General features: G+C 69.5%; 22 protein-coding genes. 14 read left to right on the top strand and 8 right to left on the bottom strand.

The genetic code is table 11. The features are described 5' to 3' along the window. Positions 1 to 13: 13 nt before the first annotated feature. Both ACSFA2_RS22795 and ACSFA2_RS22790 read right to left on the bottom strand, forming a co-directional pair. Complete coding sequence (locus tag ACSFA2_RS22795) at positions 14 to 886, bottom strand: HTD2 family dehydratase (RefSeq protein WP_435457604.1); 873 nt, start codon at positions 884 to 886, stop codon at positions 14 to 16. Next, the gene (locus ACSFA2_RS22790; RefSeq protein WP_435457603.1) at positions 886 to 1,863 is read right to left on the bottom strand and encodes a tripartite tricarboxylate transporter substrate binding protein; all 978 of its coding nucleotides are present in this window, start codon (positions 1,861 to 1,863) and stop codon (positions 886 to 888) included. The genes ACSFA2_RS22795 and ACSFA2_RS22790 overlap by 1 nt, the downstream gene beginning before the upstream one ends. A 109-nt stretch (positions 1,864 to 1,972) precedes the next feature. Between ACSFA2_RS22790 and ACSFA2_RS22785 the strand changes: the two genes are divergently transcribed. After that, positions 1,973 to 2,881: a LysR substrate-binding domain-containing protein gene (locus tag ACSFA2_RS22785; RefSeq protein ID WP_435457602.1), complete on the top strand. Its 909-nt coding sequence runs from the start codon at positions 1,973 to 1,975 to the stop codon at positions 2,879 to 2,881. Between the two features lie 36 nt (positions 2,882 to 2,917). On the opposite strand, the gene ACSFA2_RS22780 is transcribed toward ACSFA2_RS22785, so the two are convergent. Further along, positions 2,918 to 4,003: a phosphate/phosphite/phosphonate ABC transporter substrate-binding protein gene (locus tag ACSFA2_RS22780; RefSeq protein WP_435457601.1), complete on the bottom strand. Its 1,086-nt coding sequence runs from the start codon at positions 4,001 to 4,003 to the stop codon at positions 2,918 to 2,920. Further along, entirely contained in the window at positions 3,990 to 5,048 is a 1,059-nt protein-coding gene (phnD, locus tag ACSFA2_RS22775) for a phosphate/phosphite/phosphonate ABC transporter substrate-binding protein (protein WP_435457600.1), read from the bottom strand. Before phnD ends, ACSFA2_RS22780 begins: the two co-directional genes overlap by 14 nt. 107 nt (positions 5,049 to 5,155) lie before the next feature. On the opposite strand from phnD, the gene ACSFA2_RS22770 reads away from it, so the two are divergent. The 3 genes from ACSFA2_RS22770 (at position 5,156) to ACSFA2_RS22760 (ending at position 10,164) form a co-directional block, all read left to right on the top strand. Beyond that, positions 5,156 to 7,093, top strand: a complete 1,938-nt coding sequence (locus ACSFA2_RS22770) for an ATP-binding response regulator (RefSeq protein ID WP_435457599.1) — start codon at positions 5,156 to 5,158, stop codon at positions 7,091 to 7,093. A 195-nt stretch (positions 7,094 to 7,288) separates the two neighbouring features. Next, positions 7,289 to 8,167: an ABC transporter substrate-binding protein gene (locus tag ACSFA2_RS22765; protein ID WP_435457598.1), complete on the top strand. Its 879-nt coding sequence runs from the start codon at positions 7,289 to 7,291 to the stop codon at positions 8,165 to 8,167. Next, a complete protein-coding gene (locus ACSFA2_RS22760; RefSeq protein WP_435457597.1) occupies positions 8,167 to 10,164 on the top strand; it encodes a sensor histidine kinase in 1,998 nt (665 codons plus the stop codon). Before ACSFA2_RS22765 ends, ACSFA2_RS22760 begins: the two co-directional genes overlap by 1 nt. 16 nt (positions 10,165 to 10,180) lie before the next feature. Here the strand turns inward: ACSFA2_RS22760 and ACSFA2_RS22755 are convergent, their stop codons facing one another. Continuing rightward, positions 10,181 to 11,095, bottom strand: a complete 915-nt coding sequence (locus tag ACSFA2_RS22755) for a LysR substrate-binding domain-containing protein (RefSeq protein WP_435457596.1) — start codon at positions 11,093 to 11,095, stop codon at positions 10,181 to 10,183. Between the two features lie 170 nt (positions 11,096 to 11,265). On the opposite strand from ACSFA2_RS22755, the gene ACSFA2_RS22750 reads away from it, so the two are divergent. The 9 genes from ACSFA2_RS22750 (at position 11,266) to ACSFA2_RS22710 (ending at position 18,541) form a co-directional block, all read left to right on the top strand. Beyond that, positions 11,266 to 12,054: an ABC transporter permease gene (locus ACSFA2_RS22750; RefSeq protein ID WP_435457595.1), complete on the top strand. Its 789-nt coding sequence runs from the start codon at positions 11,266 to 11,268 to the stop codon at positions 12,052 to 12,054. Then, positions 12,051 to 13,079 (top strand): ABC transporter ATP-binding protein, encoded by a 1,029-nt coding sequence (locus ACSFA2_RS22745; protein ID WP_435457594.1) that lies wholly within the window; start codon positions 12,051 to 12,053, stop codon positions 13,077 to 13,079. Before ACSFA2_RS22750 ends, ACSFA2_RS22745 begins: the two co-directional genes overlap by 4 nt. A 52-nt stretch (positions 13,080 to 13,131) precedes the next feature. Further along, positions 13,132 to 14,220, top strand: coding sequence for an extracellular solute-binding protein (locus tag ACSFA2_RS22740; RefSeq protein ID WP_435457593.1), 1,089 nt, complete (start codon positions 13,132 to 13,134; stop codon positions 14,218 to 14,220). Between the two features lie 3 nt (positions 14,221 to 14,223). Further along, on the top strand, positions 14,224 to 15,045 hold the full coding sequence (locus ACSFA2_RS22735) for an ABC transporter permease (protein ID WP_435457592.1): 822 nt from the start codon (positions 14,224 to 14,226) through the stop codon (positions 15,043 to 15,045). Then, positions 14,996 to 15,544 (top strand): TIGR00725 family protein, encoded by a 549-nt coding sequence (locus ACSFA2_RS22730; protein ID WP_435457591.1) that lies wholly within the window; start codon positions 14,996 to 14,998, stop codon positions 15,542 to 15,544. The genes ACSFA2_RS22735 and ACSFA2_RS22730 overlap by 50 nt, the downstream gene beginning before the upstream one ends. A gap of 64 nt (positions 15,545 to 15,608) precedes the next feature. Then, positions 15,609 to 16,187 (top strand): nucleotidyltransferase family protein, encoded by a 579-nt coding sequence (locus ACSFA2_RS22725; protein ID WP_435457590.1) that lies wholly within the window; start codon positions 15,609 to 15,611, stop codon positions 16,185 to 16,187. A gap of 77 nt (positions 16,188 to 16,264) precedes the next feature. Beyond that, on the top strand, positions 16,265 to 16,969 hold the full coding sequence (locus ACSFA2_RS22720) for a glutathione S-transferase N-terminal domain-containing protein (protein WP_435457589.1): 705 nt from the start codon (positions 16,265 to 16,267) through the stop codon (positions 16,967 to 16,969). Between the two features lie 146 nt (positions 16,970 to 17,115). Continuing rightward, entirely contained in the window at positions 17,116 to 18,201 is a 1,086-nt protein-coding gene (locus ACSFA2_RS22715; RefSeq protein ID WP_435457588.1) for a hypothetical protein, read from the top strand. An 88-nt stretch (positions 18,202 to 18,289) separates the two neighbouring features. Continuing rightward, positions 18,290 to 18,541: a hypothetical protein gene (locus tag ACSFA2_RS22710; protein WP_286645030.1), complete on the top strand. Its 252-nt coding sequence runs from the start codon at positions 18,290 to 18,292 to the stop codon at positions 18,539 to 18,541. A 55-nt stretch (positions 18,542 to 18,596) separates the two neighbouring features. On the opposite strand, the gene katE is transcribed toward ACSFA2_RS22710, so the two are convergent. Then, entirely contained in the window at positions 18,597 to 20,777 is a 2,181-nt protein-coding gene (gene katE, locus ACSFA2_RS22705) for a catalase HPII (RefSeq protein WP_435457587.1), read from the bottom strand. A gap of 55 nt (positions 20,778 to 20,832) precedes the next feature. Further along, positions 20,833 to 20,979 (bottom strand): hypothetical protein, encoded by a 147-nt coding sequence (locus tag ACSFA2_RS22700; RefSeq protein ID WP_435457586.1) that lies wholly within the window; start codon positions 20,977 to 20,979, stop codon positions 20,833 to 20,835. 323 nt (positions 20,980 to 21,302) lie between these two features. Between ACSFA2_RS22700 and ACSFA2_RS22695 the strand changes: the two genes are divergently transcribed. Then, the gene (locus tag ACSFA2_RS22695) at positions 21,303 to 22,124 is read left to right on the top strand and encodes a transglutaminase-like domain-containing protein (protein WP_435457585.1); all 822 of its coding nucleotides are present in this window, start codon (positions 21,303 to 21,305) and stop codon (positions 22,122 to 22,124) included. A gap of 18 nt (positions 22,125 to 22,142) precedes the next feature. Here the strand turns inward: ACSFA2_RS22695 and ligD are convergent, their stop codons facing one another. Beyond that, the gene (gene ligD / locus ACSFA2_RS22690; RefSeq protein WP_435457684.1) at positions 22,143 to 24,701 is read right to left on the bottom strand and encodes a DNA ligase D; all 2,559 of its coding nucleotides are present in this window, start codon (positions 24,699 to 24,701) and stop codon (positions 22,143 to 22,145) included. Positions 24,702 to 24,716 lie beyond the last annotated feature (15 nt).

The following is a 24,716-nucleotide window of genomic DNA, read 5'->3' as shown; positions in this document are numbered from 1 at the left end:
GGGCGCGGCGGCCTCAGGCCAGGGTGGCGGTCGCCTGCATGGTCAGCCAGCCGTCGGCGTCTTCGCCCCACAGGCTGAAGCGCTGGCCATCGGCGTCAGGGCGACCGTGCAGCCGGAAAGGAGCGATGTCGAAGGTCGGTCGCACGGCGCGGAACTCGAAGCGCGACAACGTCGCGTCGGGTCGCTCGCGGCGCAGCAGGTCGACCAGCAGCGTCGCGATCAACGGGCCGTGCACGATCAGGCCGGGGTAGCCCTCGACCTCGGTGACGTAGCGGCGGTCGTAGTGGATGCGGTGGCCGTTGAAGGTGAGCGCCGAGTAGCGGAACAGCAGCACGTCGTCCGGGACGAGCGTGCGGCTGAAGGTGGCGTCCGTGGGGGCCGGTGTCGGCGCGGGGGCCGCCTCGCCGGGCGCAGCGGCGGCGCGGTAGACGATGTCATGCTCCTCGGTGAGTGCCAGGCCGCGCGCGTTGTGCACCTCGTGCCGCACCAGCACGAACACCAGTTCGCCGCTGCGGCCGGTCTTGTGCGTGACCGAGGCGATGGTCGACACGCGCTGGCTCGCATCGCCGACGCGCAGCGGGTTGCCCGGCTCCCATTGCAGGCGGCCGCCCGCCCACATGCGGCGTGGCAGTGGCACCGGCGGCAGGAAGCCACCGCGCTTCGCATGGCCGTCCGCGCCGATCTCCGACTGGCGGTGGTGCGGCAGGAAGTAGAGCCAATGCCAGAGCTCGGGCAGCCGCGTGCCGGCCGCGGGCGCCCCATCGTCGCGATCGAGCGTGGCCGACAGCGCGCGCACGGGGGCGGCGGTGATGTCGTCGTGCAGCGTTTCGCTGCGGCCTTGCCACGCCTGCAGCGCGGCGATGTCGTCGGGGGTCAGCTTGGCCATCAGTCCACCGCCGCGCCGGACGACTTGACGATGCGCGCCCATTTCGCGAGGTCGGTCTGCAGCAGCGCCGCGAACTGTTCGGGCGTGGTCGGCGCCGCGATCTCGACGCCCTGCTGTTCCAGCTTCTCGCGCAGCTCCGGCGTGGCGAGCGCCTTGCGCGTGCCGTCCTGCAAGGCGGCCTGCACGTCGGCCGGCAGCCCGGCGGGTGCGAACAGGCCGATCCACAGCGTGCCGTTGTACCCCGGCACCGACTCCGCGATGGCGGGCACGCCGGGCAGCGATGGCGAGCGCTTCTCGCCGCTGACGGCCAGCGCGCGCAGCTTGCCGCTCTTGATGTGCGGCAGCGCCGACGGCAGGCTGGCGAACACGATCGGCAGCTGGCCGCCGAGCACGTCGTTGATGGCCGGTGCCACACCCTTGTAGGGCACGTGCTGCAGCTGGATGCCGGCCATGTTGTTGAGCATCTCGCCCAGCAGGTGGTTGAGCGTGCCGTTGCCGGCCGAGGCGTACTGGTAGTTGGCGTCCTTGCGCTTGGCCAGTGCGAGGAACTCGTTCATCGTCTTCGCCGGGAACGCCGGGTTGACCAGCAGCACGTTGGGCACCGCGCCGATCAGGCCGACCGGCCGGAAGTCCTTCACCGGGTCGAAGCCGGGGTTCTTGTAGAGCGCCGGGTTGATGGCCTGGCTGCTGCTGATCGTCATGAGCAGCGTGTAGCCGTCCTTCGGCGCCTTGGCCACCAGCTGCGTGCCGATGTTGCCGCCCGCACCGGGCCGGTTGTCGACCACCACGCTGGCATTGATCACTTCGCCCAGCTTCTGGCCGACCAGCCGGCCGACGATGTCATTGGTGCCGCCGGCGGCCTGTGGCACGACCAGCGTGACGGGGCGCGACGGGTAGGCGGCCTGGGCCGTTGCCGGGGCGGCTTGCAGCAGGCTGGCGCTGACGGCCAGACCCAGTGCGATGGCGCGAAGTTGCATGGTTCTTGTCTCCTTGTGCTCCGCATGGTGGCCGCTGCGATGGCGTGGCGCAATCTGCGAATTCGGAACCGAGCCTTCGGGGATTCCGAAGGCTCGTCTACGATGCCGCATGCATTTCGACATGAACGACCTGCGCCTGTTCGTGGCCGCCGCCGAGCAGGGCAACCTCACGCGGGCGGCCGAACGCCAGCACTTGTCACTGGCCGCGGCGAGCGCGCGCATCAAGGCGCTGGAGGCGCAGTGCGGCCTGCCGCTGCTCACGCGGGAGGCGCGTGGCGTCAGGCTGCTGCCGCAGGGCGAGGCCTTCCTGCATCACGCGCGGCTGATGCTCAACCAGACCGATCGCCTGCGCGACGAACTGCTGGCCTACGGCGGCGGGTTGCGCGGCCATCTGCGGGTTTTCGCCAACACCACGGCGGTGACCGACTTCCTGCCTGAACTGCTGCCCGCGTTCCTGGCCGCCCATCCGCGCATCAACGTCGACCTTCAGGAGAAACCGAATGCTCAGATCCCGCGCGGCGTGCTGGAGGGACGGGCCGACATCGGCATCGTGGCCGGCGACGTCGACACGCTGGGCCTGGAGGCGATCCACTTCAGTACCGACCGGCTGGTGCTCGCCACCTCACGCCGGCACCGCTTCGCACGGCGTCGGCGCATCGCCTTCGCCGAGACGCTGGACGAAGACGCGGTCGGCATGCAGCCGGGCAGCACGCTGCAGGCCTTCCTGGCGCAGATCACCGAACACCTCGGCCGCCGCCAGAAGCTGCGCATCCAGCTCGCGAGCTTCGACGCCATGTGCCGGATGATCGGCAGCGGCGTCGGCATCGGCGTGGTGCCCGAATCCGCGGTGCGCCGCAACCAGCAGAGCATGCAGCTCGCGCTGATCGAGTTGAGCGACGCATGGAGCGTGCGCGAGCGCTACCTGCTGATGCGCGACCGCGCGAGCCTGCCGATCTATGCGGCTGCGCTGGTCGATGCGCTGTGTGCGCACTATGCGCAGCCGACCGTTCATCCGTGACCGCCTGACGCATCGCGACCGGGGTTGCTCAGCGCATCACCTCCCCGCAGCCGCCGCCACGCCATCGCCCTTGAGCAGCGCCACCTGCCGCGCATAGGTCTGCTCGATGAGCTGGAGCCGCGCCTGCTTCGCGGCGTCATTCACCCAGGCGGCATTCATGGCGCGCTGCCAGGCCAGCTGGTATTCGAGCTCGGCGGCGGGCAGCAGCGCGGTGTCGTCCTCGGCTTCGTAGCCGAGCGTGGCACGCAGCGACTTGAGCACGGCGCGCTCGGCGTCGCCGCGCGGCCCGCTGGCGCGGCCATAGCCGGTCAGGAAGGCCTGGAGTCGCCGATGGAGTTCGGGGGGCGCGTCGCGTCGCAAGACGAGCTGCGCCGGCGGCGTGGGGGCCGATGTCCAGATCACCTGCAACCGTGCCGCCTCCACCGGGAACTGTTCGCGAAAGCGCTCCAGGTCGGTGGTGTTGTTGGTCGCCACGTCGGCGTCGCCATTGGCAACGGCCAGCGCCGTGGCCTGGTGCGTGTCGACCAGTTCGCTGCGGAACGCCGTCTCGATGGCGATCCGGTTCGGCAGGAACAGCTCCACCTGCGGCAGGATGAAGCCCGACACCGATCGGCTGTCGCTGCGGGCCAGTCGCCAGCGGCCGGGGTTGCCCAGCAGGTCGGCCAGGCTGGTGAGCGTGCCGTCCTTGCGCACCAGCAGGACGGCGCGATGGTCCGGCTCGCCCCCGTGCCGCCGCACCTCCGCCAGCACGCGCATGCGCCGCTGCGTGACCGCGTCGAGCGCCATCTTGGCGGTGAGCATGGCGATGTCGACCTCGTCGCGCTGGAGCGCCTGGCCGAGCGATTCGTACGACGTGACCGAGAACCCCGTAACCGGCCGGCCGATGGCACGGCCCATGTCGGCCAGCAGCGGCGCCCACCGGTCGCGCGACTCGACCGCGCCCCCGAAGGGCAGGATGCCAAAGCGCAGCGGGGTCGACGACGACGCCACCGGCCGCGCACCGCCCTGCGCCCACGCGGCGCCGGCCCACGCCAGCGACAGCGACAACGCGCAAGCGCCTCGGCACAGCGCGATGCGCCGGGTCGGCAGGCGACGCGATGCCGGGCGGCTAGCGCTCGGCACGCAGGGCTTCCCGTTGCTCGGCATAGCTGCTCTCGATGCGCTGCAGGCGCGTCTGCCTGGCCGACTCGTTGACCCACTGCGCGGTGTTCGCGTTCTGCTTGGCCAGCTGGTAGGCCAGCGTCGCCGCGGGCAGCAGCGAGCTGTCGTCGGCGGCGACGAAGCCGGCGAGGTCGTGCAGGGCCTTGAGGTAGCCACGTTCGGTGTCGCCGCGCGGCCCGGCGCTGCGCGCGTAGTCGACCAGGAAGGCCTGTACCTTGCGCCGGAACTCGGGTGGGTCGTCGCGCCGCACCACGATCTGCGCATGCGAAATGATGTCCGACTCCCAGATCACCTGCAGCCGGCCGGCCTCGGCCGGGAACTGCAAGCGGAAGCGCTCGAAGTCGGCCGAGTTGTTGGTGGCGACGTCAGCCTCGCCGTTGGCCACGGCCAGCGCGGTGAACTGGTGCGTGCCCACCACCTCGCTCAGGAAGCGGGTTTCCATCGCGATGTGGTTGGGCAGAAAGAGTTGCAGCTGCGGCACGATGAAGCCCGAGACCGAGCGGCTTTCGCCCCGCGCCAGGCGCCAGCGCTCCGGCTCGGCCAGCAGCCCCTTGAGCGTGGTGAAGGGGCCGGTCTTGCGCGTCAGCAGCAGCGCCCGGTAACCCGGCAAACCATCGTGCCGCGTGACCTGCGCCACCACCCGCATGCCGCGCTGGGTGACGGCATCGAGCGCCATGCGCCCCGACAAAAAGGCCATGTCGACCTCGTTGCGCTGGATCGCCTGCTCGAGTGCCTCGTACGAGGTGACCGACAGCACCCTGATCGGCCGCCCGACGGCACGGCTGAGATCGGCCAGCACCGGATCCCAGTCGTTGCGCGATTCGAAGGCGCCGCCCAGCGGCAGGATCCCGAAGCGCAGCGGCACCGGTGCTGCATTGCCGCCCTGCGCCCAGGCGCCGGCCTGACAGGCTACCGCCAGCAGCAGGCCGGCAAGCGCGCGCCACACCGCCTGCGAACCGTCGCGGCGGCCCCCAGAGGTCGTGAAGCGGAGGGAATCTGCAGACATCGGACGGGAAGACAGGTCCGCCAAACGGCGGACTGGTCAATGCAGGGTGTCAGGAACACAATTAGAAACCAACTCTGCGCCAGATTTGTGACCTTTTTCACTGCGTCATGGCCGCCGTTCATCCATTGAACACGGAAACCGCCTCGGGAGGCCCGCACCCGCCGCCCTGGCATTGGCGCGTCCTGCATTGCCTGGCGCACCTGTCGCTGGCGCAGCAACTGATCCTGCTGGCGGTGCTGCCGGCCACCGTCGCGACGCTGGCCGCGATCGCCGTGCTCACGCGCCAGCACCTGGACAACGTGACCGAACTGATGCGCGCCAATGCCCAGACGGTGGCCTTGCAGGTGGCCACCGTGGCCCAGGGGCCCCTGGCGCACATGGACCGCCGGGCGCTGCTGCGCATCGCCCAGTCGGGCACCTACCAGCCCCACGTGCAGCAAGTGCAGATCTGGTCCGACGACGGCGAGATCGTCGCCAATTCCGAAACCACCGACCGCGCCCGCGCCGAGGGGCTGCAGGTGGTGGTGCCGGTCCCGGCCGAAGACGGCCGCCGCGCCGGGCAGGTGATGGTCGAGATCAGCCTCGACGCGGTGGAGCGCGCCCGGCGCTCGGTCGGCATCAACGTGATCCTGGTGCTGGCGGCGGCGCTGTTCGGTGTGGGCCTGTCCGGCTGGTGGGCCGCACGCCGTATCAGCGCCCCCATCGGCGCGTTGGGCGAAGCGGTCGACCGCCTGGGCGCGGGCGAGGAAGCGAGCGTGGCGGTCGAGGGCACGGCCGAGGTGCGGCGCCTGCAGAGCGGCTTCAACCAGGCGGCCGGCGCGCTGGCCGAGAGCCGGCGCCTGCTGGAAAGCCGCATCGCCGACGCCACCGCCGAACTCGCGCACAAGAACCAGCAACTCGAAGTGGCGAGCCAGGCCAAGACACGTCTCCTGGCTGCGGCCAGCCACGACCTGCGCCAGCCGCTGCATGCGCTCACGCTGTTTTCCGACGGCCTGGCCAACGGCGAAACCGACCCGGTGCGGCTGCAGCGCATCGGCCACATCCGCGAATGCGTGGAATCGCTCGACCGGCTCTTCTCCGAGCTGCTCGACCTGTCGCAACTGGACGCCGGCGTGCTGCAGCCGCAGTGGTCGGACTTCCCGCTCGACCGGCTGTTCGACGAGATCAGCCGCAACTTCCGCGCGGTGGCCGAGGCGCAGAACCTGCGGCTGGTGGTACGCAAGACCGACGTGTGGGTGCGCTGCGACTACGTGATGCTCTCGCGCATCCTCAACAACCTGGTGTCGAACTCGCTGCGCCACACCCACGAAGGCGGCGTGCTGATCGGCGCGCGCCTGCGCGGCAACGGCGTGCGCATCGACGTGGTCGACACCGGCGTGGGCATCGCGGCGCAGCACCAGTCGCGGGTGTTCGAGGAGTTCTTCCAGATCGATGCGCACAACCGGTCCGGCGAGCGCGGCGCCCGCGGCATGGGCCTGGGCCTGGCCACGGTGCAGCGGCTCGCCAGCTTGCTCAACACCTGCGTCGAACTCAGTTCGCGGCCGGGTCGCGGCACCTGCGTGCGCGTGCTGGTGCGCCGCATCGCGCCGGTCCTCACACCACCGATGATCGCGACGCCCGGCCTCGTCGACGAGGCCGTGCCGTGCCTCGAGGGCGTGCGCGTGCTGGTCATCGACGACGAGCGCACCATCCTCGAGGGCCTGCAGGTCGCGCTGTCGAGCTGGGGCGCCGAGGTGATGGCCGCGCAGAGCCGGGCCGAGGCGCTGGCGCTGGCCGACACCTGGACGCAACCGCCGGACGTGGTGGTGAGCGACCTGCTGCTGCAAGGCGGCGACAACGGCCTGGACGTGCTGGCCGCGCTGCAGCGTCATCCGCACGGCATCGGTGCCGGCACCGCACGCCTGCTGGTGACCGGCGAAACCAAGCCCGACCGCCTGCGCGAAGTGGCGGCTTCGGGCGTGGCCGTGCTGTACAAGCCGGTCTCGCCCCGGGTGCTGCGCCAGGCGATACACACGCAGCTGGCCCGCGTGCGGCAGAACCTCTAGGGCTGGCGGCCCCCGTCCCCACCGCGCATCACCGGCTAGGCCGTTCGCGCTAGGCCGATCGGCCGGCCACCTGTGCACAGCAGCACAGGGCAGACCGGTGCCGGGGGCCGACATAAGCCCTCTGCCTTATCGCGCCGCAAGAGGCGCTTCCGTACATTGGGCAGTCCCCTCTTCGCTGCTCGTGCAGTCCCCTTCGTGACCCTTCTTCTCCCATGCCTCCGCGCGCTGCGCGTGGCCCTGTGGTGCCTGGGGCCGGCGTGCGCCGCCCTGTTCGGCAGCCACGCGACAGCGGTCGGCCTCACCGTGCTGCTGGCCGACGACTCGGCACCGCACGCCGAGTTCGCGCGCCAGATGCGCGCCACGGTCGATGACGCGCCTCTCACCATCGCCGTCGGCATGGCGGCGGCACGCACGGCCATCGACCGGCCGGGCGCCGAGCCGCTGCTGCTGGCGATGCTGACCCATCTCGACTACGAAAGCCTGCGCGGCGACCCCGGCCTGCTGCGGGCCGACCGCCGTGTCGGCGTGCTGCTGCGCGACCCGGCGATGGCCGACCAGCTGGCGCTGATCGACGCGGTGCTGCCGCAGAAGCGGCGCCTCGGCGTGGTCGCGACCATCGAATCCGAGCCGCTGGTGCGCGAGCTCGAACGCGCCGCCGCGGGCTGGGACCTGAAGGTGCAGTACGCCCCCAACCCGACCGCGCTGGCGGCCGCGCTGCGCCTGGTGGTGGCCCGCAGCGACGCGCTGATGGTGCTGCCCGACCGCATCGGCGACAGCCAGGCCGCCACGCTGGCCGTGCTGCACGCCGGCGCGGGCGCCACGCTGCCGGTGTTCGGTGCGAGCGACGGGCTGGTGCGCTCCGGCGGGCTCGCGGCGGCGGTATCGACGCCGACCCAGCTGGCGGCGCAGGCGCGCGCCATCGTGCTGAAGCTCCACCGCGGAGTCGGGGGCGTCGTGCTGGTGGAGGCGGCCACGCCGGCCACCGTACGGATCAACACCACGGTGGCGCGCGGGCTGGGCCTGCGCCTGCCCGACGAACGCGAACTGACCGAGCGGGTGACGGCGCCGCGATGATGCGCACCAGCAGCCGCCTCCTGCCACCGGTGCGCGTGCCGTTGCACGCGATGGTCGACAGCCCGTCCGAACGCGCCTCGCTGCCCGAAACCGTGCGTCCGCTGCAGGTGCGCGGCAGCCTCCGGCGCGACCTGCTGCGCCTGGGCATCGGCCCCTGCGCCGTGCTGGCCTTGGCACTGACGGCGTGGTTCACGCACGGCCGCCTGGCGACGCTCGACGCCGCCTTCGACGCCGAAGGCCAGGCCGTGGCGCAGCAGGTGGCGGCGATGTCCGACCTGAGCCTCTATGCCGGCGACCTGCCTGCCCTGCAGAACGTGGCCAACGCCGCGCTGCGCGGCAGCCAGGTGGCGCGCATCGAGATCAGCAACAGCGCCGGCGTGTACGTCACGGCCGGTCCACCGGCTGCGGCTGCAGGCGCCGGCACCGCGCTGCGGGTGTTCACCGCGCCGGTCACACTGCGCGAGGCCTCGCGGGCCAGTGCCTTCGCGCCGGCCGGCTCCACCGCCGGCGCCACGCCCATCGGCCTGGTGCAGGCCTTCCGCGACTCGACCGCGCACGCGCGGGAACGCACCCGGTCGCTGTTGGCAGGCATCGGCATCGCGCTGATCGCGCTGCTGGCCGCCTGGGCCGCTGTGCGGCACATGGCCCGCGCCGTGGCCCAGCCGCTGCGCCGCATCTCGCGCACCGTGGCCGCGCTGGAAGCCGGACACTTCGAGGCGCGTTGCGACGTGGTGGGCGAGCCGAGCCCTGCGACGCCTGCTGCGGGCCGGCACGAACTCGCAGCGCTGGCCGGCGACGTCAACCGGCTGGCCGAGCGGCTGCAGCACAACCAGCAGGTCAGCGAAGAACGCGTGCGCGAAGCCACGGCCGTCGCGCTGCAGCGCATGGCCGAAGCCGAGCAGGCCGCGCTGTCGCGCGCCCGCTTCCTCGCCGCCGCCAGCCATGACCTGCGCCAGCCGCTGCATGCGATGGGCCTCTTCATCGACGGCCTGCTGCCGAGCGCGAGCCAGGCGCAGCGCCCGGCCGTGCTGCGGCTGCAGGAAGGCACCGCCTTCATGGGCGTGCTGCTCGACGACCTGCTGGAGATCTCGCGCCTCGACGCGCAGGTGCTCACGCCGGCCATCACCGCGCTGTCGCTCGCCGCGCTGTTCGACCCCGTCGCCGCGCAGCACGCCGCCGCGGCGGCCGAGGCGCAGGTGCGGCTGGTCTGGGACGACCGCGGCCTGGCCGTGCGCAGCGACGCGGCGCTGCTGCAGCGCATCGTCGGCAACCTTGTGAGCAATGCGATCCGCCATGCGCCGCCCGGCGGCACCGTGCTGGTGACGGCGCGCCGACGGGCCGGCGGCGTGCGCATCGAGGTGCGTGACAACGGCGTGGGCATCGCGCCCATCCACCAGGCGCGGATCTTCGAAGAGTTCTACCAGGTGGCCAACACCGAACGCGACCGCCGCCAGGGCTTCGGCCTGGGCCTGGCGATCTGCGCGCGCATCGCGGCCCTGCTGGGCACGCGCATCACGCTGCGCTCGGGGCTGCAGGCCGGCAGCACCTTCGCGCTGCTGTTGCCCGAAGTCCCGCTCGCCCACGTCGCGCCGCCGGTGCCCGAACCGGGAGCGCCGGCCCCCATGGCGGGCCTGCGCTGCCTGGTGGTCGACGACGACCCGGCCATCCTCGACGGCAGCCGCGCGCTGCTCACGCAGTGGGGCTGCCATGTCGACACGGCCGACTCGGTGGCCGCCGCCATCGCCTGCCTCGACATGCCCGGCGTGGCCTACGACGCCGTGCTGTGCGACCTGCAGCTGGCCGACGAGGACGACGGCATGGCCGTCATCGACGCCGCCCGCCGGCTGCAGCCGGACGCGCTGTCGGTGCTGGTCTCGGGCGCCACCGGCCCCGAGGTGCTGCGCCGCATCCGCCACGGCGGCGTGATGCTGCTGACCAAGCCGGTCGCGCCGGCCAAGCTGCGGGCGCTGCTGTCGACCAGGCGGCGGGCGGGGTGACGCCCCACGACAGACGTCACCGTGCTTCCGCACCACGCGATTGCGAACCCTGCTCGAGGATCCAGGCGCGAAAGGCTTCGAAGCCCGGCATCGTCAGCCGATCGGGTCGATAGCACAGATAGTGGCCCTGATCGACCATGACCGGTGACCCGCAGGGAATGACGAGCGAGCCTTCCGCCAGTTCGGCCTGCACCAGGATGCGCGGGACCAGTCCGATGCCCAAACCGTTGACGGCCGCCTGAATCAGCGAGGCGTACTGTGCGAAGCGCGGTCCGGAGAGGATGTGGTTCTCCGCCACGTCGTGCTGCCCCGCCCATTGGCGCCAGGCGGTCGGCGCGCCTTCGTGGTGCAGCAAGGTGTGGCCGCGCAAATCGGCCGGCTGCGCGATGCGGTGAACGTCTTCCACCAGCGCACGTGCGGCGACCAGCACGAACTCGCGACCGGCGATGTACTCGGACACCACGCCGGGCCAGCCGTCGGTCCCGTAACGGATGGCGGCGTCCACGCCCGGCGGAATGCCGTCCGTGGGTTCCAGGTGTCGGCTGAAGCTCAGGGTCACTTGCCGGCTCTTCTGGCTGAAGGCGGGCAGCCGCGGGATCAGCCATTTGGTGAGAAAGGTCGGCACGCTCGCCAACGTCAGCAGGCCCGCACCTGCATTGCCCGAACGGGCCTCGAAGGTGGCAGTCTCGATGGCACGCAGGCCGCCGGCGATCTTCTGCCAGTACACACGGCCCTGCGGCGTGAGTTGCACGCCGCGGCCGTTGCGCTGCACCAGTGCGCGCCCACCGAGAAAGGCCTCCAGCCCTGCGATCTGCTTGCTGACGGCACTCACCGTGATGCACAGCGCACCCGCCGCCAGCGTGATGCTTTCGTGCCGCGCCACGGCATCGAAGGCCAACAGTTCCTGGATGGTCGGGCAGTCGCGTTTCATGCGGGAACCCCGCAGGCCTGCGTGAAAGTGCGATGACAAACACTTTCCAATCGCTCAACAGACGTCATCCAATATTCGCCCATCTTTGGCGCCTCTCTTCCTAGAATTTGCGGGGTCGGTGCTGCCGACACGGCCAACACTGGCGCAGCCGGAAAGTATGCCGGCCTTCCATGTCAGACGGAGACTTTCACTTGATACGCGGCGTCGCCTTGTTCTACGGGCTTTACCTGTTGCTGCCGATCGCCCTCCTGATGGTGGGCAGCGCCGGCGACAGCTGGACCAACACGCTGCTGCCGACCGGGCTCACCGGCCGCTGGTACCTCGATCTGTGGCAGGACCCGTCGTTCCGCAAGGCCTTCGTCAACAGCCTCGTGGTGGCGCTGGCCGCCTGCGTGATCAACACCGTGCTGGCCATGCCGCTGGCCTATGCGCTGTACCACGGGGCGCGCCGCGGCGGCAGCCTCACCGCGCGCATCGTGAGCGCCATGCCGATCGCGGTGCCGACGATCACCCTGGGCTTCGGCTACATCATCGTCTTCAACAGCGAGGGGTTGCCCTGGCTCGGCTCGATGCCGCTGCTGATCGCCGCGCATGCCATCTACACGCTGCCCTACCTCACGAACACGCTGCTGACCGACCTGCGTCACCTGGGCCTCGAACGGGTCGAGCAGGCCGCCGCAACGCTGGGTGCGTCGAACTGGCAGCAGTTCACCAGCGTCGTGCTGCCCAGCCTGCGCCAGAGCCTGATCAGCGGGCTGGTGATGGTCGCGGCGCTGTCAGTGGGTGAGTTCGGTCTGTCGAATCTGCTGACCAGCTTCCAGAACCGGACCTACCCGGTCGTGCTGCTGCAGGCTTTCTACGGCGCGACGGGCTTCGCCTGCGCGGCCACCGTGATCCTGCTGCTGCTCGCCGGGGCCTCGGCCTTTTTGTCTTCCTCTCTCGTCAAACCCCGCGCATGAGCCTTGTTCTCGACCACGTCAGCTACAGCTACCCCGGCACCACGCAGGGCCTGCACGACATCTCGCTGGATGTGCGCACCGGCGAACTGGTCGCGGTGATCGGGCCGAGCGGTTCGGGCAAGTCGACCCTGCTCAAGCTCGTCTCCGGGCTGGAGACCGGCCACAGCGGGCGCATCGCGCTCGACGGCCAAGACCTGTCGCGCAAGCCGGTGCACCAGCGCCACATCGGCATGGTGTTCCAGAGCTATGCGCTCTTTCCGCACCTGAACGTGCTGGACAACGTGGCCTACGGCCTCAGGCTGCGGAAGGTGCCGACGGGCGAGCGCCATCGGCGCGCCCAGGAACTGCTCCACGTGGTGGGCCTCGGCGACTATGCGCGGCGCGCCGTCGCGCAGCTCTCGGGCGGCCAGCAGCAGCGTGTCGCGCTGGCCCGCGCGCTGGCCATCGACCCGCGCGCGCTGCTGCTCGACGAACCGCTGTCGGCCCTCGATGCCAGCGTGCGCGGCCACCTGCGCGATCAGATCCGCGCGATCCAGCAGCGCTTCAATGCCACCACGCTGCTGGTCACGCACGACCAGGAAGAGGCCCTCACCATGGCCGACCGCGTGGCCGTGATGCAGGACGGACGGCTGCTGCAGATCGCCACCCCACGCGATCTCTACGAGCGTCCGGCCAGCCGTGCGGTGGCCCAGTTCGTCGGCCTGTCGACCTTGCTGCCGGGCACCGTGTCCGCCAGCGACCGGGTGAACGTCGGCTTCGCAGAGCTGGCTGCACCGACCGGCGCACGCACGCTGGGCACCGCCGTGCATGTGCTGATCCGCCCCGAGCACATCGAGGCCGACCCGCCGCCGGGCAGCGTCAATCGCCTCGCGGGCCGCACCGGTGCACAGCGCTACCTGGGCGCGCTGACGCGCTACGACTTCGAGGTGGCGGGCGCCAGCGTGCCATTCCTCGCCGAATCCGCCTGGCCGGCGCGCGAGGCGATCGGCGTCGCGCCTGCGCACGTGCGGCTGCTCGACGACTGATCAGCCCACCCATCGATCCTTTTCCCTCTCATCGCACCCAAGGAGTTCCTCCATGCAACGCAGACATCTGATCCAGGCCGCCGGCGCCTTGCCCGCACTGTCGCTGGCCACGCTGGTGGCACGCACCGCCTTCGCCTTCGACGGCCCCGAGCTCTATGCGGGCGAGAAGGCGCTCTATGCCGAAGCGCAGAAGGAAGGCCTCTGCGTCTCCTTCGACACCGGCCCCGAATGGGCCAACTGGAAGTCGCTGTTCCGTGACTTCAAGAAGCGCTACCCGGAGATCGAGCTCACCTACAACGACATCGGTTCCGCGGCGACCGTCGTCGCATTGGACAAGACCCGTCGCCGCCCGCAGGCCGACACGGCCTACTACTTCGCCGCCTCCGCGGTCGATGCGGTGAAGAAGGACGTGGTCGCGCCCTTCAAGCCGGTCAACTTCGACAAGCTGCCGCCGGTGTTCCGCGAGGCCGACGGCCGCTGGTTCACCATCCACACGCTCAACATCGCCTTCCTGGTGAACAAGAAGCTGGTGAAGAACACGCCCACCGGCTGGGCCGACCTGCACAAGCCCGAGTTCAAGAGTTCGGTGGTGTACCTCGACCCGCGCTCTACCGGCATCGGCCAGGTGCTGACCTTCGCCGCGGCGTACGCCAACGGCGGCGACGTCGACAACGTCAAGCCCGGCACCGACTACCTGGGCAAGCTGCATGCGGCCGGCAACGTGCTGCGCGTGGAAGGCACCACGCCCTACGCCAAGTTCCTCAAGGGCGAGATCCCCGTGTGGATCAGCTACGAGAACGACGGCCTCAAGGCCAAGCACGTCGACGGCATGGGCGATGCGGTCGAGGTCGTCATCCCCAAGGAAGCGAGCGTCGCGGCGCCGTACGCCATCAGCCTGGTGAAGAACGGCCCGAACCCGAACGCCGGCAAGCTGTGGCTCAACTTCATCATGAGCGAGGCCGGCCAGTCGCTGTTCGCGCAAGGCTTCGTGCGCCCGGCCGTGCCCGGCATCGCGCTGTCGGCCGACGTGGCCGCCAAGATGCCGCCGGCACCGCAGGTCCGGCCGCTCGACGTGGTGAAGGCGTCCGAACGCAAGGCCGAGCTCGACCAGCTCTGGGCGCAAGCCACGGTGGGCAAGTAGGCCATGCGGCGTTTCGGTGCCTGGCCCGCCTGGGTCTTCATGGCGCTGTTCTTCGCGGCGCCGCTGGCGGCGCTGCTGCCTGAGGCTTTCTCGGACGGCGGCAGCGCCTTCGGGCGGCTGTTCGGCCAGCCGCTGTTCCTCGGCGCGCTGCGCAACACGCTGCTGCTGGGGCTGGCGGCGGGCACGGTGTCGGCCGTCGTGGGGACTTGCATCGCGATCGAACTCGCACGGCAGCCCGCGCACCGGCGCCAGTGGATGATGACGCTGCTCGGCCTGCCGCTGGCCTTCTCTGGCCTGGTGATCGCCTATGGCTTCATCCTCGCGTTCGGGCGTGCCGGCTTCGTGACCCAGCTGCTCGCGGGCCTGGGCGCCGACCCGGCCGTGGTCGGCAGCTGGATCTACAGCGTGACGGGCCTGGGCTTTGCCTATGCCTACTACCTGATCCCGCGGGTGGCGCTGTCGCTGTACCCAGTGTTCGCCAACCTGGACCGGCGTCCGGCGCTAGCGGCACGCACGCTGGGCGCGTCGCGTGCGCGTGCGTTCTGGGACACCGTGGTGCCCGAGGTCGCGCCTTCCGTGCTGGCCAGCGGCTGCGTCGTCGCCGCGCTCGCCATGGGCACCTACGGCACGGCGCTGGCGCTGGTCGGGACGCAGTTGAACATCCTGCCGCTGATGCTGCTCGCGCAGGTGAGCGACGGGGGGTCGGATTTTCCGGTGGCATCGGCGCTGTCGCTGGTGCTCATGGTGGTATGTGTGATCGTGATGGGAGTGGGTGATGTCGTTACCAGAAGGCGTGAACGCGGTGCCCTCGGCGCCGGTCATTGAGGCGCTTGCACGCCTGGCGCAGCGTCAGAAAGGCGTCGATCGCCACCGCCAGCCGGTCGCGATGATCGGGCCGGGCGACGGCGGGGCGCGTGAGTGCGATGCGGCGCGCACCGTCGCCTATCACCTCGCCAGCGCTGGCGTGGCCGTGATCTGCGGCGGCCGGGGCGGCGTGATGGCGGCCGCTTCGCGCGGTGCGACGGAGGCCGGCGGCATCGCCATCGGCATCCTGCCCGAGGACGACGACCGCAACGCCAACGAGTGGCTCAGCGTGGCCGTGCCGACCGGCATGGGCGAGCTGCGCAACGGCATCGTCGCGCGCAGCGGTGTCTGTCTGGTGGCCATCGGCGGCAACATGGGCACGCTGTCGGAGATCGCGATGGGCCTGAAATGGGGCAAGCCTGTCTTTGTGCTCTATGGCGATGTGGCACTTCCCGATGCAGTCGCGGCCACCGACGTGGATGATTTGCTGGAGAGGGTCGTGAATTCGCTGCTGACCTAGCGAATGCGCCGTCGCGCAAGGAGGCCGTGGAACTGGCCTCGGGCCGGGCACACTCCCTGTCTCAATGCCTCTCACCTCCGACGACTTCCTGGCGATGGCCCGGCGCAACCCTGTCAACGTCGCGTTGCTGGCGCGACTTCGCACGCTCGACCTGCCCCAGTGCCACCTTACCGCGGGGTGCCTGTTCCAGGCCGTGTGGAACCTGCGCACGGGTCGTGCGGCAGACGCCGACGTCAAGGACTACGACGTCTTCTACTTCGACGACAGCAACCTGTCGTGGGACGCGGAAGACGCAGCGATCCGGCGCGTGCAGACCGCGACGGCCGACCTGGACGTGACAGTCGAGGTCAAGAACCAGGCACGGGTGCACCGGTGGTATGCGGCGCGTTTCGGTGCGGCCTACCCAGTGCTGCGCTCGGCACGCGACGGCATCGACCGCTACCTCGTGGCCTGCACCTGCGTCGGCATCGACGTGGCCGATGGCGCGCTGTACCTGCCCGACAGCCTGCAGGACCTGGCCGACGGCATCCTGCGGATCAACCCACGTCATGCGCTGCCGGACCTGTTCCGCGCCAAGGCCGCGAGCTACCAGGCGCGCTGGCCGTGGCTCAAGGTCATCGCACCCGGTGCGCCCCCTGCTTGAAAGACGGACGGCAGAATTCACCGTTCCGACCAGCGCATCGCGTTCGACGCCGCACCCCGTTTCCCAAGGACACCGCCATGACCGATCTCTCCGCCTTCCCCATCACCCAGAAGTGGCCCGCGCAGGACCCCGACCGTCTCCAGCTGTATTCGCTGCCCACGCCCAACGGCGTGAAGGTGTCGATCCTGCTGGAAGAACTCGGCCTGCCCTACGAGCCGCACCTGGTGCGCTTCGACAACAACGACCAGATGTCGCCGGCCTTCCTGTCGCTCAACCCGAACAACAAGATCCCGGCCATCCTCGATCCGCACGGGCCAGGTGGGCAGCCGCTGGCCCTGTTCGAATCGGGCGCCATCCTGGTGTACCTGGCCGAGAAGACCGGCCGGTTCATCCCGCAGGACGCGGCCGGCCGCTACGAATGCCTGCAGTGGGTGATGTTCCAGATGGGCGGCATCGGGCCGATGTTCGGCCAGCTCGGCTTCTTCCACAAGTTCGCCGGCAAGGAGTACGACGACAAGCGCCCGCGCGACCGCTACGTGGCCGAATCGAAGCGCCTGCTCGGCGTGCTGGACAAGCACCTGGCCGGACGCGACTGGATGATGGGCGCGGAATATTCGATCGCCGACATCGCGATCTTCCCGTGGGTGCGCAACCTGATCGGCTTCTACGAGGCGCGTGAGCTGGTCGGTTTCGACGAATTCACTCATGTCGATCGCGTGCTCGCTGCCTTTGTCGCCCGCCCGGCGGTGTCACGCGGGCTGCTGATTCCCAAGCGCGACTAGCGTCTGGTCACGCTGTGGCGCCTGCCCCAGTGCGACCGAACTGCGCTGCGGGCCCTTGGCCTACACGGCAAAGCGGGAACAGCTAGCAATTTAGTTCGCATGCGGCGGGCACGCTCGCCGCTTCTGATTGCTTTCGTTGTATGTCCATGCGCCCGTCCCGTCGTTTTCGCCCCGCGCCGATCGCGCGGCCGTTCCCCCTGTGCGCCGCGCTGATCGGCACGGTGCTCGGCCTGAGCGGTTGCGGCGGGGGTGGGGGTGGCGCGGGGGACGGCCAGGAGGCTGCCTCGTCCGGGGCGCCCGCAGTCCAGGCGACCGTCCAGGCGTCGGTCGACGAACTTCCGTCCTCAGGCTATCCCGCCGGTTCCGGTGAGCTGGCGGCCTGGACCTATTTCCAGTCGGCGCGCACGCAATGCGGCTTCGGCGCGCTCGAGCAGAACACACGGCTCGACGCAGCCTCGCGTGCCCACGGCAAGTACCTGCTGTCCGAAGGCAGCGACGGCGCCTATGCCACCGGCCACGACGAAGCCAACGTCAACAACCCTTTCTATACCGGCGCGCTGGCGACCGACCGTGCCCAGTTCGCGGGCTACGGCCCCTACGTCGTCGAGTTGCTGACCGCATCGACCGAGACCTACGTCTCGGCCGCCCCCATGTCCCAGCCCACGGCGGCAGCGCGCGGCGAACGCGACATGCGTTCGCTGCTCAACTCGGTCGCGCACCTGCGCGGCGCGATGGTCGCCGCGCGCGTCGGCGGGCTGGCGGCGGTCACGAAAGAAGACCGGAAGACCGGGTCGGACGGCCTGACGACGCTCGTGGTCAACCAGCGTCTGGGTGTGCTCCTGGGCCGCCAGGAAGCGCTTCCGCTGCTCGGTGCCGGCAAGGTGGCGAGCTACCCCTGCGAGGGCAGCGTCGACATCGACTACGCCTTCGCGCCGGCGACCGAAGAACCCAACCCCTTCCCGCGGATCACCGACCCCACGGTACAGATGGGGCCGCCGATCTACCTGCGCGCCGACGAGGGCGCCGAGTTGCACGTCACCAGCTACACGCTCAAGGACAGTGCCGGCACCGTCGTGCCCGTTCGGACCAATGCGGTGCCGCAGAGCGGCCACGAGTTCTTCATGGTCCCGCGGCGTGAACTGGCGCCCGACGCGCGCTACAGCGTCGACCTCGAGGGCACGGCGAACGGTGTGAACTTTCACCAGCAGTTCGACTTTCGAACCCGCTCCTGAGGCTCGCGGCCCGTCGCGGCGCCGACTGACAACCCCTGTCGGCGTGGGATGCAAAGATCCAGAGTCGTTCACATCCTCTGGAGCACCCATGAAGAAGATTCTTTTCGCCACGATCACCTCGCTCGCGCTGCTGGGCGGCGCTCATGCACAGGTCGGCAAGGCCGCCTCGGAGGCGACCGACGCGGCCAAGCACAAGATCGACGAAAAACGCGCGGACAACGAAGCGAAGAAAAGCGGCCCCGTGGGCAAGGCGGTCAACAACGTGAAGTCCGGCTATCACAAGAACCGCGCGCAGAACTCCGGCGAAAAAGCCAAGAAGGCGCTGAAGAACGCGGGCTGAGCCCGCCCCGATGCGCGCCGCCCGGTGCGCATCGGGAAAACCTCGGACAGAGGCGTCAGGCGGGCACGGCGTCGATGTTCGCGCGGTCCCAGTGCCGATGCTTGGCGATTGCAGCGATGAATGCCGTCGCGATGTCCGTCGCCGCGGTCGTGTCGCCCAGGTTCGTCACCGGCGTCTCGGCAACCACCACACCCGCCGCCGCGGATGCCGGGTCGCGGTTCACGCCCACCAGCGACAACAGTTCCACACCCTCACCGACCGCGCAGATGGCCTTGCAGTGCTTGAAGGCCTCCAGGGCGAAGTGCAGCGCCTCGCCGTTCTGGCGCAGGGCCGTCGCGCCGTCCTTGCCGGCCGGGATCAGCACGGCGTCGAACATGATCGAGGGCATGGCTGCGAAGGTCGCGTCGATCTCGATCTGTCGCTTCGACGCGCTCGCCACGGTGCCCAGGCGCGGCCCGATGACCTTGCATTGCGCACCGGCCGCTTCGAGCGCCTCGCGAATCGGCTTGAGTGAAGCCGAATCGACACCGTCGGCAGCGAGGATCGCGATCTTGCGCGTCTTGACGGAACCATCACCCGTGTCGGCCATGCGCAGTGCGGGCGACTCTTCGATGGCCAGCGCCATGCGGTGGTCACGGAAGCCCGGCCGCCCCGCCGCCGCCTTGGCGTCGGGCGCACCGATGCCCAGCGGCTCGGCCACGCGGCGGGCCAGCTTTTCGTCGACATGCGCCAGGTTGTCGACCATGCGCTGGCGGATCGCCGGCACCTCGAGCTTCGACAGCTCGAAGCGGAAGGCCGCGACGATGTGTTCCTTCTCGGCCATGGTCTGGCTGTTGAAGAACAGGCGCGCCTGCGTGAAGTGGTCGTCGAAGGACGCGCTGCGGCGACGGATCTTCGGCGTCTCGATCTCTTCGGGGAAGGACTGGAAGCCACCGCTTTCGCCGTCGACGCGGAACTCCGAGCCGCTGCCCAGCGTGTTCGGCTCGTAGGCGACCTGCCCACGCGCGATCGTCTGGCGGTGCATGCCGTCGCGCTGGAAGTTGTGGAAGGGGCACACGGCCTTGTTGATCGGCAGCTCGTGGAAGTTGGCGCCACCGAGCCGCGAGATCTGCGTGTCGGTGTACGAGAACAAGCGCCCTTGCAGCAGTGGGTCGTTGCTGAAGTCGATGCCCGGCACCACGTGGCCGGGATGGAAGGCGACCTGCTCCGTCTCGGCGAAGAAGTTGTCGGGGTTGCGGTCGAGCACCAGCTTGCCGATGCGCTGCACCGGCACCAGTTCCTCGGGGATCAGCTTGGTCGGGTCCAGGAGGTCGAAGCCCAGCGAATGCTCCTTGTCCTGCGGGATCATCTGCACGCCCAGCTCCCACTCGGGGAAGTCGCCGTTCTCGATGGCTTCCCACAGGTCGCGGCGGTGGAAGTCGGGGTCTTTGCCGGCGATCTTCTGCGCCTCGTCCCAAGCCAGACCGTGGATGCCCAGCTTGGGCTTCCAATGGAACTTGACGAAGTGCGACTCGCCACGCGCGTTGACGAAGCGGAAGGTGTGGACGCCGAAGCCTTCCATCATCCGGTAGCTGCGCGGGATGGCGCGGTCGCTCATGGCCCACATCAGCATGTGGGTGCTCTCGGGCATCAGCGACGCGAAGTCCCAGAAGGTGTCGTGCGCACTGGCGGCCTGCGGCATCTCGTGGTGCGGCTCGGGCTTGACGGCATGGATCAGGTCGGGGAACTTCATCGCGTCCTGGATGAAGAACACCGGGATGTTGTTGCCCACGAGGTCGTAGTTGCCTTGCTGGGTGTAGAACTTGACGGCGAAGCCGCGCACGTCACGTACCGTGTCGGCCGACCCGCGGGAACCGGCGACGGTCGAGAAGCGCACGAAAACGGGCGTCTTCTGGGCCGGGTCCTGCAGGAAGTCGGCGCAGCTGAACTGCGACATCGACTTGTAGACCTGGAAATAGCCATGCGCCGCTGCACCGCGTGCGTGCACTGCGCGCTCCGGAATGCGCTCGTGGTCGAAATGGGTGATCTTCTCGCGAAGGATGAAGTCCTCGAGCAGCGTCGGCCCGCGCACGCCTGCCTTCAGCGAGTTGTGGTTGTCCGGGATGTGCAGGCCCTGATTCGTGGTCAGTTGCGACGTGGTCTCCTGAGCAAAGCCAGCCAGCTGCAATTGCTTGCTGTTCGGGCCGTCGCTGGCCTTCGGGCGGCGTCCGGCCGCTGCCCTGTTACGTGGGGTCATTCTTGTCCTTGGAATCGAATCGGTAAAACGGTGCCCCACGGGCACCGGGGAAAGCTCAGTTCGTCTCGGTGTCCAGGTACATGTCCAGCGCATTCGCCAGCCCCACGAGGCCGACGACACTCGCCACCGCCGCCACGGTCCAGAGCAGAACCCCGTCCATGAGGGGGCTGTTCAGCAAATTGACCAGGGGGGAAAGATCCATGGTGGCCTTCGGGAAGATGGGATGGGAACGGCATGGCCGATGTAGCCGGCCCGCTGCGCCTGGCTTCTGGGTGCTCAGCGAGGTTAGGGTGTCGCCGAGCCGCACACCGTAGTGGTCCCGCGCTCGCGCTTGTGGGAGCGCGTGGCCGATCCCGGTAGGAGCGGGCCGACGCATCAGCCTCGGCCTACGCACGCTCGCGGCGTGGTGGCGCGCCCGTGTGGCCGGTGGGGGCCTAGGATCAGGGCCTCATCCGCGTGCTCCGCGGCACCGGGCACCGAACCTGCTTTACCTTCTCCACTACCTCACTCTTGCGAAGCGACGCCATGCTCATCCAGATCGGCTATGACATCGAAATCGGCGTCACCGCGCCCACCGCGCTCATCTACATGCTTCGCGTCCACCCGTCACGCAGCGGCGACGTCCAAGGTGGGGAGAACATCACGATCAGCCCGCCGCTGCAAACCGACCACTACCAGGACAGCTTCGACAACGCCTGCGCCCGCGTGCACGTGCCCTTTGGTGTGAACAGCGTTCGGCTGCGCAACAACGCCGTCGTGTACGACTCGGGCTGGCACGACCCGGTCGACTACGGTGCCATCGAGCACACCGCGGCCGATCTGCCGGTTTCCACGCTCCCTTTCGTGCTGCCGAGCCGCTATTGCGAAGTCGACAGCGAACTGCTGGCCTTCGCCTGGTCGCAGTTCGGCAACGTCACGCCGGGCTGGCATCGCGTGCAGGCCATCTGCGATTTCGTGCACAACCACCTGCGTTTCGACTACCAGCAGGCCCGCGCGACGCGCACCGCCCTCGAAGGCTTCCGTGAGCGGGTGGGCGTGTGCCGCGACTTCACGCACCTGGCGATCACGCTGTGCCGCTGCATGAACATCCCGGCACGCTACGTCACCGGCTACCTGGGCGACATCGGCATCCCGGCGGTGCCTTACCCGATGGACTTCAGCGCCTGGTTCGAGGTCTACCTGGGCGACCGCTGGCACACCTTCGACGCGCGCCACAACACGCCGCGCATCGGCCGCATCGTGATCGCCCGCGGGCGCGACGCAGCCGACGTGCCGATCACGATGGTGTTCGGCGCCAACACGCTGAACCACTTCGAGGTGGTGACGGACGAGGTGAAGAACGCCTGAGCGGCGTTCTGAGCGCCTTCAAGCCTGGAGCGGGGAGAAACCGACCAGCTTCATCGACCTGGCCAGGCCCTTGCGACCCTTCTCCCAGTCGCTCCAGGGCTTGTTGCCGACAGCGAAGCGCCCCGGCGCGGTCTGCAAGGTCCAGTGCGCACCCGAGGTGAGCGACGGCAACTCCTCCCACGCCACCGGCACCGACACGCCCAGGCCCGGGCGCGAACGCGCCGACCAGGCGCTGGCCGTGGTGGCGCCGAAGCCGTTGCGCAGGTAGTCCACGAAGATCTTGCCGACGCGGTTGCGCGGCCCGCTCTTGGCGACGAAGCGTTCCGGAATGGTCTGCGCCATGTGCTGCACCACCGCTTGCGAGAAGCCCTTGACGTCGTCCCAGCCGAAGTGGCGGCGGATCGGCACCAGCACGTGCAGGCCCTTGCCGCCGCTGGTCTTGAGGAAGCCGACCAGCCCCAGCTCGTCGAGCAGCGTGCGCATCAGCATCGCGGCTTCCTGCATGTGCGCCCAGTCGACGCCCTCGCCCGGGTCCAGGTCGAAGGTCATGCGGTCGGGCCGGTCGATCGCGCTGGAGGTCGCGTTCCAGGTGTGCAGCTCCACCACGTTCATCTGCGCCGCCGAGGTCAGGCCCTGGGCGCGGTCGATCTGCAGCAGCGGGTCGTGGTCACGGTCGAGCGACGGGTCGAGCAGGGTGATGCCCGGCATGTCCGTGCCCTTCGCATGCTTCTGGAAAAAGAGTTCGCCGCCGATGCCCTCGGGCGCACGCACCAGCGAGACCGGGCGGCCCTTGAGGTGGGGCAGGATGAGTTCGGACGCCTGCACGTAGTACGCGACCAGTTCGCCCTTGGTGACCCCGCTGTCCTGGTCGATCACGCGGTCGGCGTTGGTGATGCGGGGCGTGGACATCGGCTTGGCTTTCTTCGTCGCAGTTTTCTTGGAGATGGCCGAGGGCTTGGCCGTCTCGGCGACAGCCACCGCCTTCTCGCGCGTGACCTGTCGCGCCGGCTTGTCGGTGCGCAGGCCCTGGAAGACGCTGTGACGCACCCGGTGCTCGCGCGTCCATTCGCCGAAGCTGACTTCGGCGACGAGCTGCGGCTTCACCCATTGCGCCTTCACGGTACGTGGCACGCCGGCCTCGCCCTCAACGAAGGGGGAACGATCGGTCGCCAGCTTGTCCAGGCGCGCCTTGATGTCCGCCAGGCGGCCGCCGTCGAAACCGGTGCCCACGTTGCCGCAGTAGTGCAGCGCGCCCTTGGCGTCGTGCACCCCCAGCAGCAGCGCGCCAAAGCCGGCCCGCGAGCCCTTGGGCGCCGTGTAGCCGCCGATCACGAACTCCTGCCGCTGGTGGCTCTTGAGCTTGATCCAGTCCGAAGAGCGGCGTGACACGTAGGCCGACCCCTTGCGCTTGCCGATCAGCCCTTCGAAGCCCAGCGCGGTGACGGAGGCGAGCAGGTCGCGCGGCGGCGCGTCGAAGGTCTCGCTGAAGCGCAGGCGCGGCGCGAGCTCGTCGGTCAGCAAGGCCGCCAGCCGCTCGCGCCGCGCCTCGACCGGCTGCTCGCGCAGATCTTCGCCGTCGACGAAGGGCAGGTCGAAGATCCAGTAGACGATCGACGCGGTGGCTCGCCGCTCGAAGGCGTTCTGCAGGCTTTGGAAGCTCGGTGCATCGTTTTCGCCCTGCACCACGATCTCGCCGTCGAGCCAGGCCGAGGTCACCTCGAGTTGCGCCAGCGCGTGCGCCAGTTCCGGGAGCTTGTCGGTCCAATCGTGGCCATTGCGGGTGAAGCAGCGCACCTTGCCCTTGTCGATGCGCGTGACGAGCCGGTAGCCGTCGAACTTCAGTTCCCAGAGCCAGGCGTCGAGGTCGCCGGGCGGGGCGGTGGCCAGGGTGGCGAGCTGGGGTGCGAGGGTGGCGGGCAGTGGGACGGCGCGCGTGGATAACTTGCGCACCGCAGGTTGTCGTGCCACGGCCTTCGCCGACGGCTTCTTCATCGCTTTCTTCGCCGGCTCGGGCGCTTCCACGGGAGCGCCATTGATCACACTGTTGGGCAGCGCCTCGGTCACGTCGTAGTCGTCGAGCGGGCGCGCCTGCGCATCCCTCTCCTTGATCAGCAGCCACGGCTCCTGCTTCTCACCCTTGCCGCGCATGCGCACCAGCGTCCAGTGACCCTGGAGCTTCTCGCCGCGCAGTTCGAACTTCAGCTTGCCGGCCGCGAGCGCCTTGCGCGCATCGCCGTCGGGTCGCCATTCGCCGCGGTCCCAGACGATCACGGTACCGGCGCCGTACTGGCCGGGCGGGATCGTTCCCTCGAAGCCGCCATAGGAGAGCGGATGGTCCTCGACATGCACCGCCATGCGCTTGACCTGGGGGTCGAGGCACGGCCCCTTGGGTACCGCCCAGCTCACCAGGGTGCCGTCGAGCTCGAGCCGGAAGTCGTAGTGCAGATGGCTCGCGTGGTGCTTCTGGACCACGAAGGCCAGCATGCCCTTGCCCGATTCGCCGCCGCTGCGCGGCTCCGGCGTCTTGGCGAAGTCGCGCTTGCGGTGGTAGGGAGCGAGTGCCTCGCGCGCGCCCATGCTCATTGGAGGCCT

The sequence above is a fragment of the Variovorax cryoconiti genome, from assembly GCF_051216395.1.
Classification (GTDB): Bacteria; Pseudomonadota; Gammaproteobacteria; order Burkholderiales; family Burkholderiaceae_C; genus Variovorax.
This window is presented reverse-complemented; position numbering and strand designations above follow the sequence as displayed.

Coding starts and splice junctions, on each gene's coding strand:
- katE (WP_435457587.1), bottom strand. CDS start 20,777: ATGACCCCACGTAACAGGGCAGCGGCCGGACGCCGCCCGAAGGCCAGC.
- ACSFA2_RS22695 (WP_435457585.1), top strand. CDS start 21,303: ATGCTCATCCAGATCGGCTATGACATCGAAATCGGCGTCACCGCGCCC.
- ACSFA2_RS22770 (WP_435457599.1), top strand. CDS start 5,156: ATGGCCGCCGTTCATCCATTGAACACGGAAACCGCCTCGGGAGGCCCG.
- ACSFA2_RS22785 (WP_435457602.1), top strand. CDS start 1,973: ATGCATTTCGACATGAACGACCTGCGCCTGTTCGTGGCCGCCGCCGAG.
- ACSFA2_RS22745 (WP_435457594.1), top strand. CDS start 12,051: ATGAGCCTTGTTCTCGACCACGTCAGCTACAGCTACCCCGGCACCACG.
- ACSFA2_RS22755 (WP_435457596.1), bottom strand. CDS start 11,095: ATGAAACGCGACTGCCCGACCATCCAGGAACTGTTGGCCTTCGATGCC.
- ACSFA2_RS22750 (WP_435457595.1), top strand. CDS start 11,266: ATGTCAGACGGAGACTTTCACTTGATACGCGGCGTCGCCTTGTTCTAC.
- ACSFA2_RS22795 (WP_435457604.1), bottom strand. CDS start 886: ATGGCCAAGCTGACCCCCGACGACATCGCCGCGCTGCAGGCGTGGCAA.
- ACSFA2_RS22730 (WP_435457591.1), top strand. CDS start 14,996: ATGTCGTTACCAGAAGGCGTGAACGCGGTGCCCTCGGCGCCGGTCATT.
- ACSFA2_RS22735 (WP_435457592.1), top strand. CDS start 14,224: ATGCGGCGTTTCGGTGCCTGGCCCGCCTGGGTCTTCATGGCGCTGTTC.
- phnD (WP_435457600.1), bottom strand. CDS start 5,048: ATGTCTGCAGATTCCCTCCGCTTCACGACCTCTGGGGGCCGCCGCGAC.
- ACSFA2_RS22760 (WP_435457597.1), top strand. CDS start 8,167: ATGCGCACCAGCAGCCGCCTCCTGCCACCGGTGCGCGTGCCGTTGCAC.
- ACSFA2_RS22790 (WP_435457603.1), bottom strand. CDS start 1,863: ATGCAACTTCGCGCCATCGCACTGGGTCTGGCCGTCAGCGCCAGCCTG.
- ACSFA2_RS22715 (WP_435457588.1), top strand. CDS start 17,116: ATGCGCCCGTCCCGTCGTTTTCGCCCCGCGCCGATCGCGCGGCCGTTC.
- ligD (WP_435457684.1), bottom strand. CDS start 24,701: ATGGGCGCGCGCGAGGCACTCGCTCCCTACCACCGCAAGCGCGACTTC.
- ACSFA2_RS22725 (WP_435457590.1), top strand. CDS start 15,609: ATGCCTCTCACCTCCGACGACTTCCTGGCGATGGCCCGGCGCAACCCT.
- ACSFA2_RS22720 (WP_435457589.1), top strand. CDS start 16,265: ATGACCGATCTCTCCGCCTTCCCCATCACCCAGAAGTGGCCCGCGCAG.
- ACSFA2_RS22740 (WP_435457593.1), top strand. CDS start 13,132: ATGCAACGCAGACATCTGATCCAGGCCGCCGGCGCCTTGCCCGCACTG.
- ACSFA2_RS22700 (WP_435457586.1), bottom strand. CDS start 20,979: ATGGATCTTTCCCCCCTGGTCAATTTGCTGAACAGCCCCCTCATGGAC.
- ACSFA2_RS22710 (WP_286645030.1), top strand. CDS start 18,290: ATGAAGAAGATTCTTTTCGCCACGATCACCTCGCTCGCGCTGCTGGGC.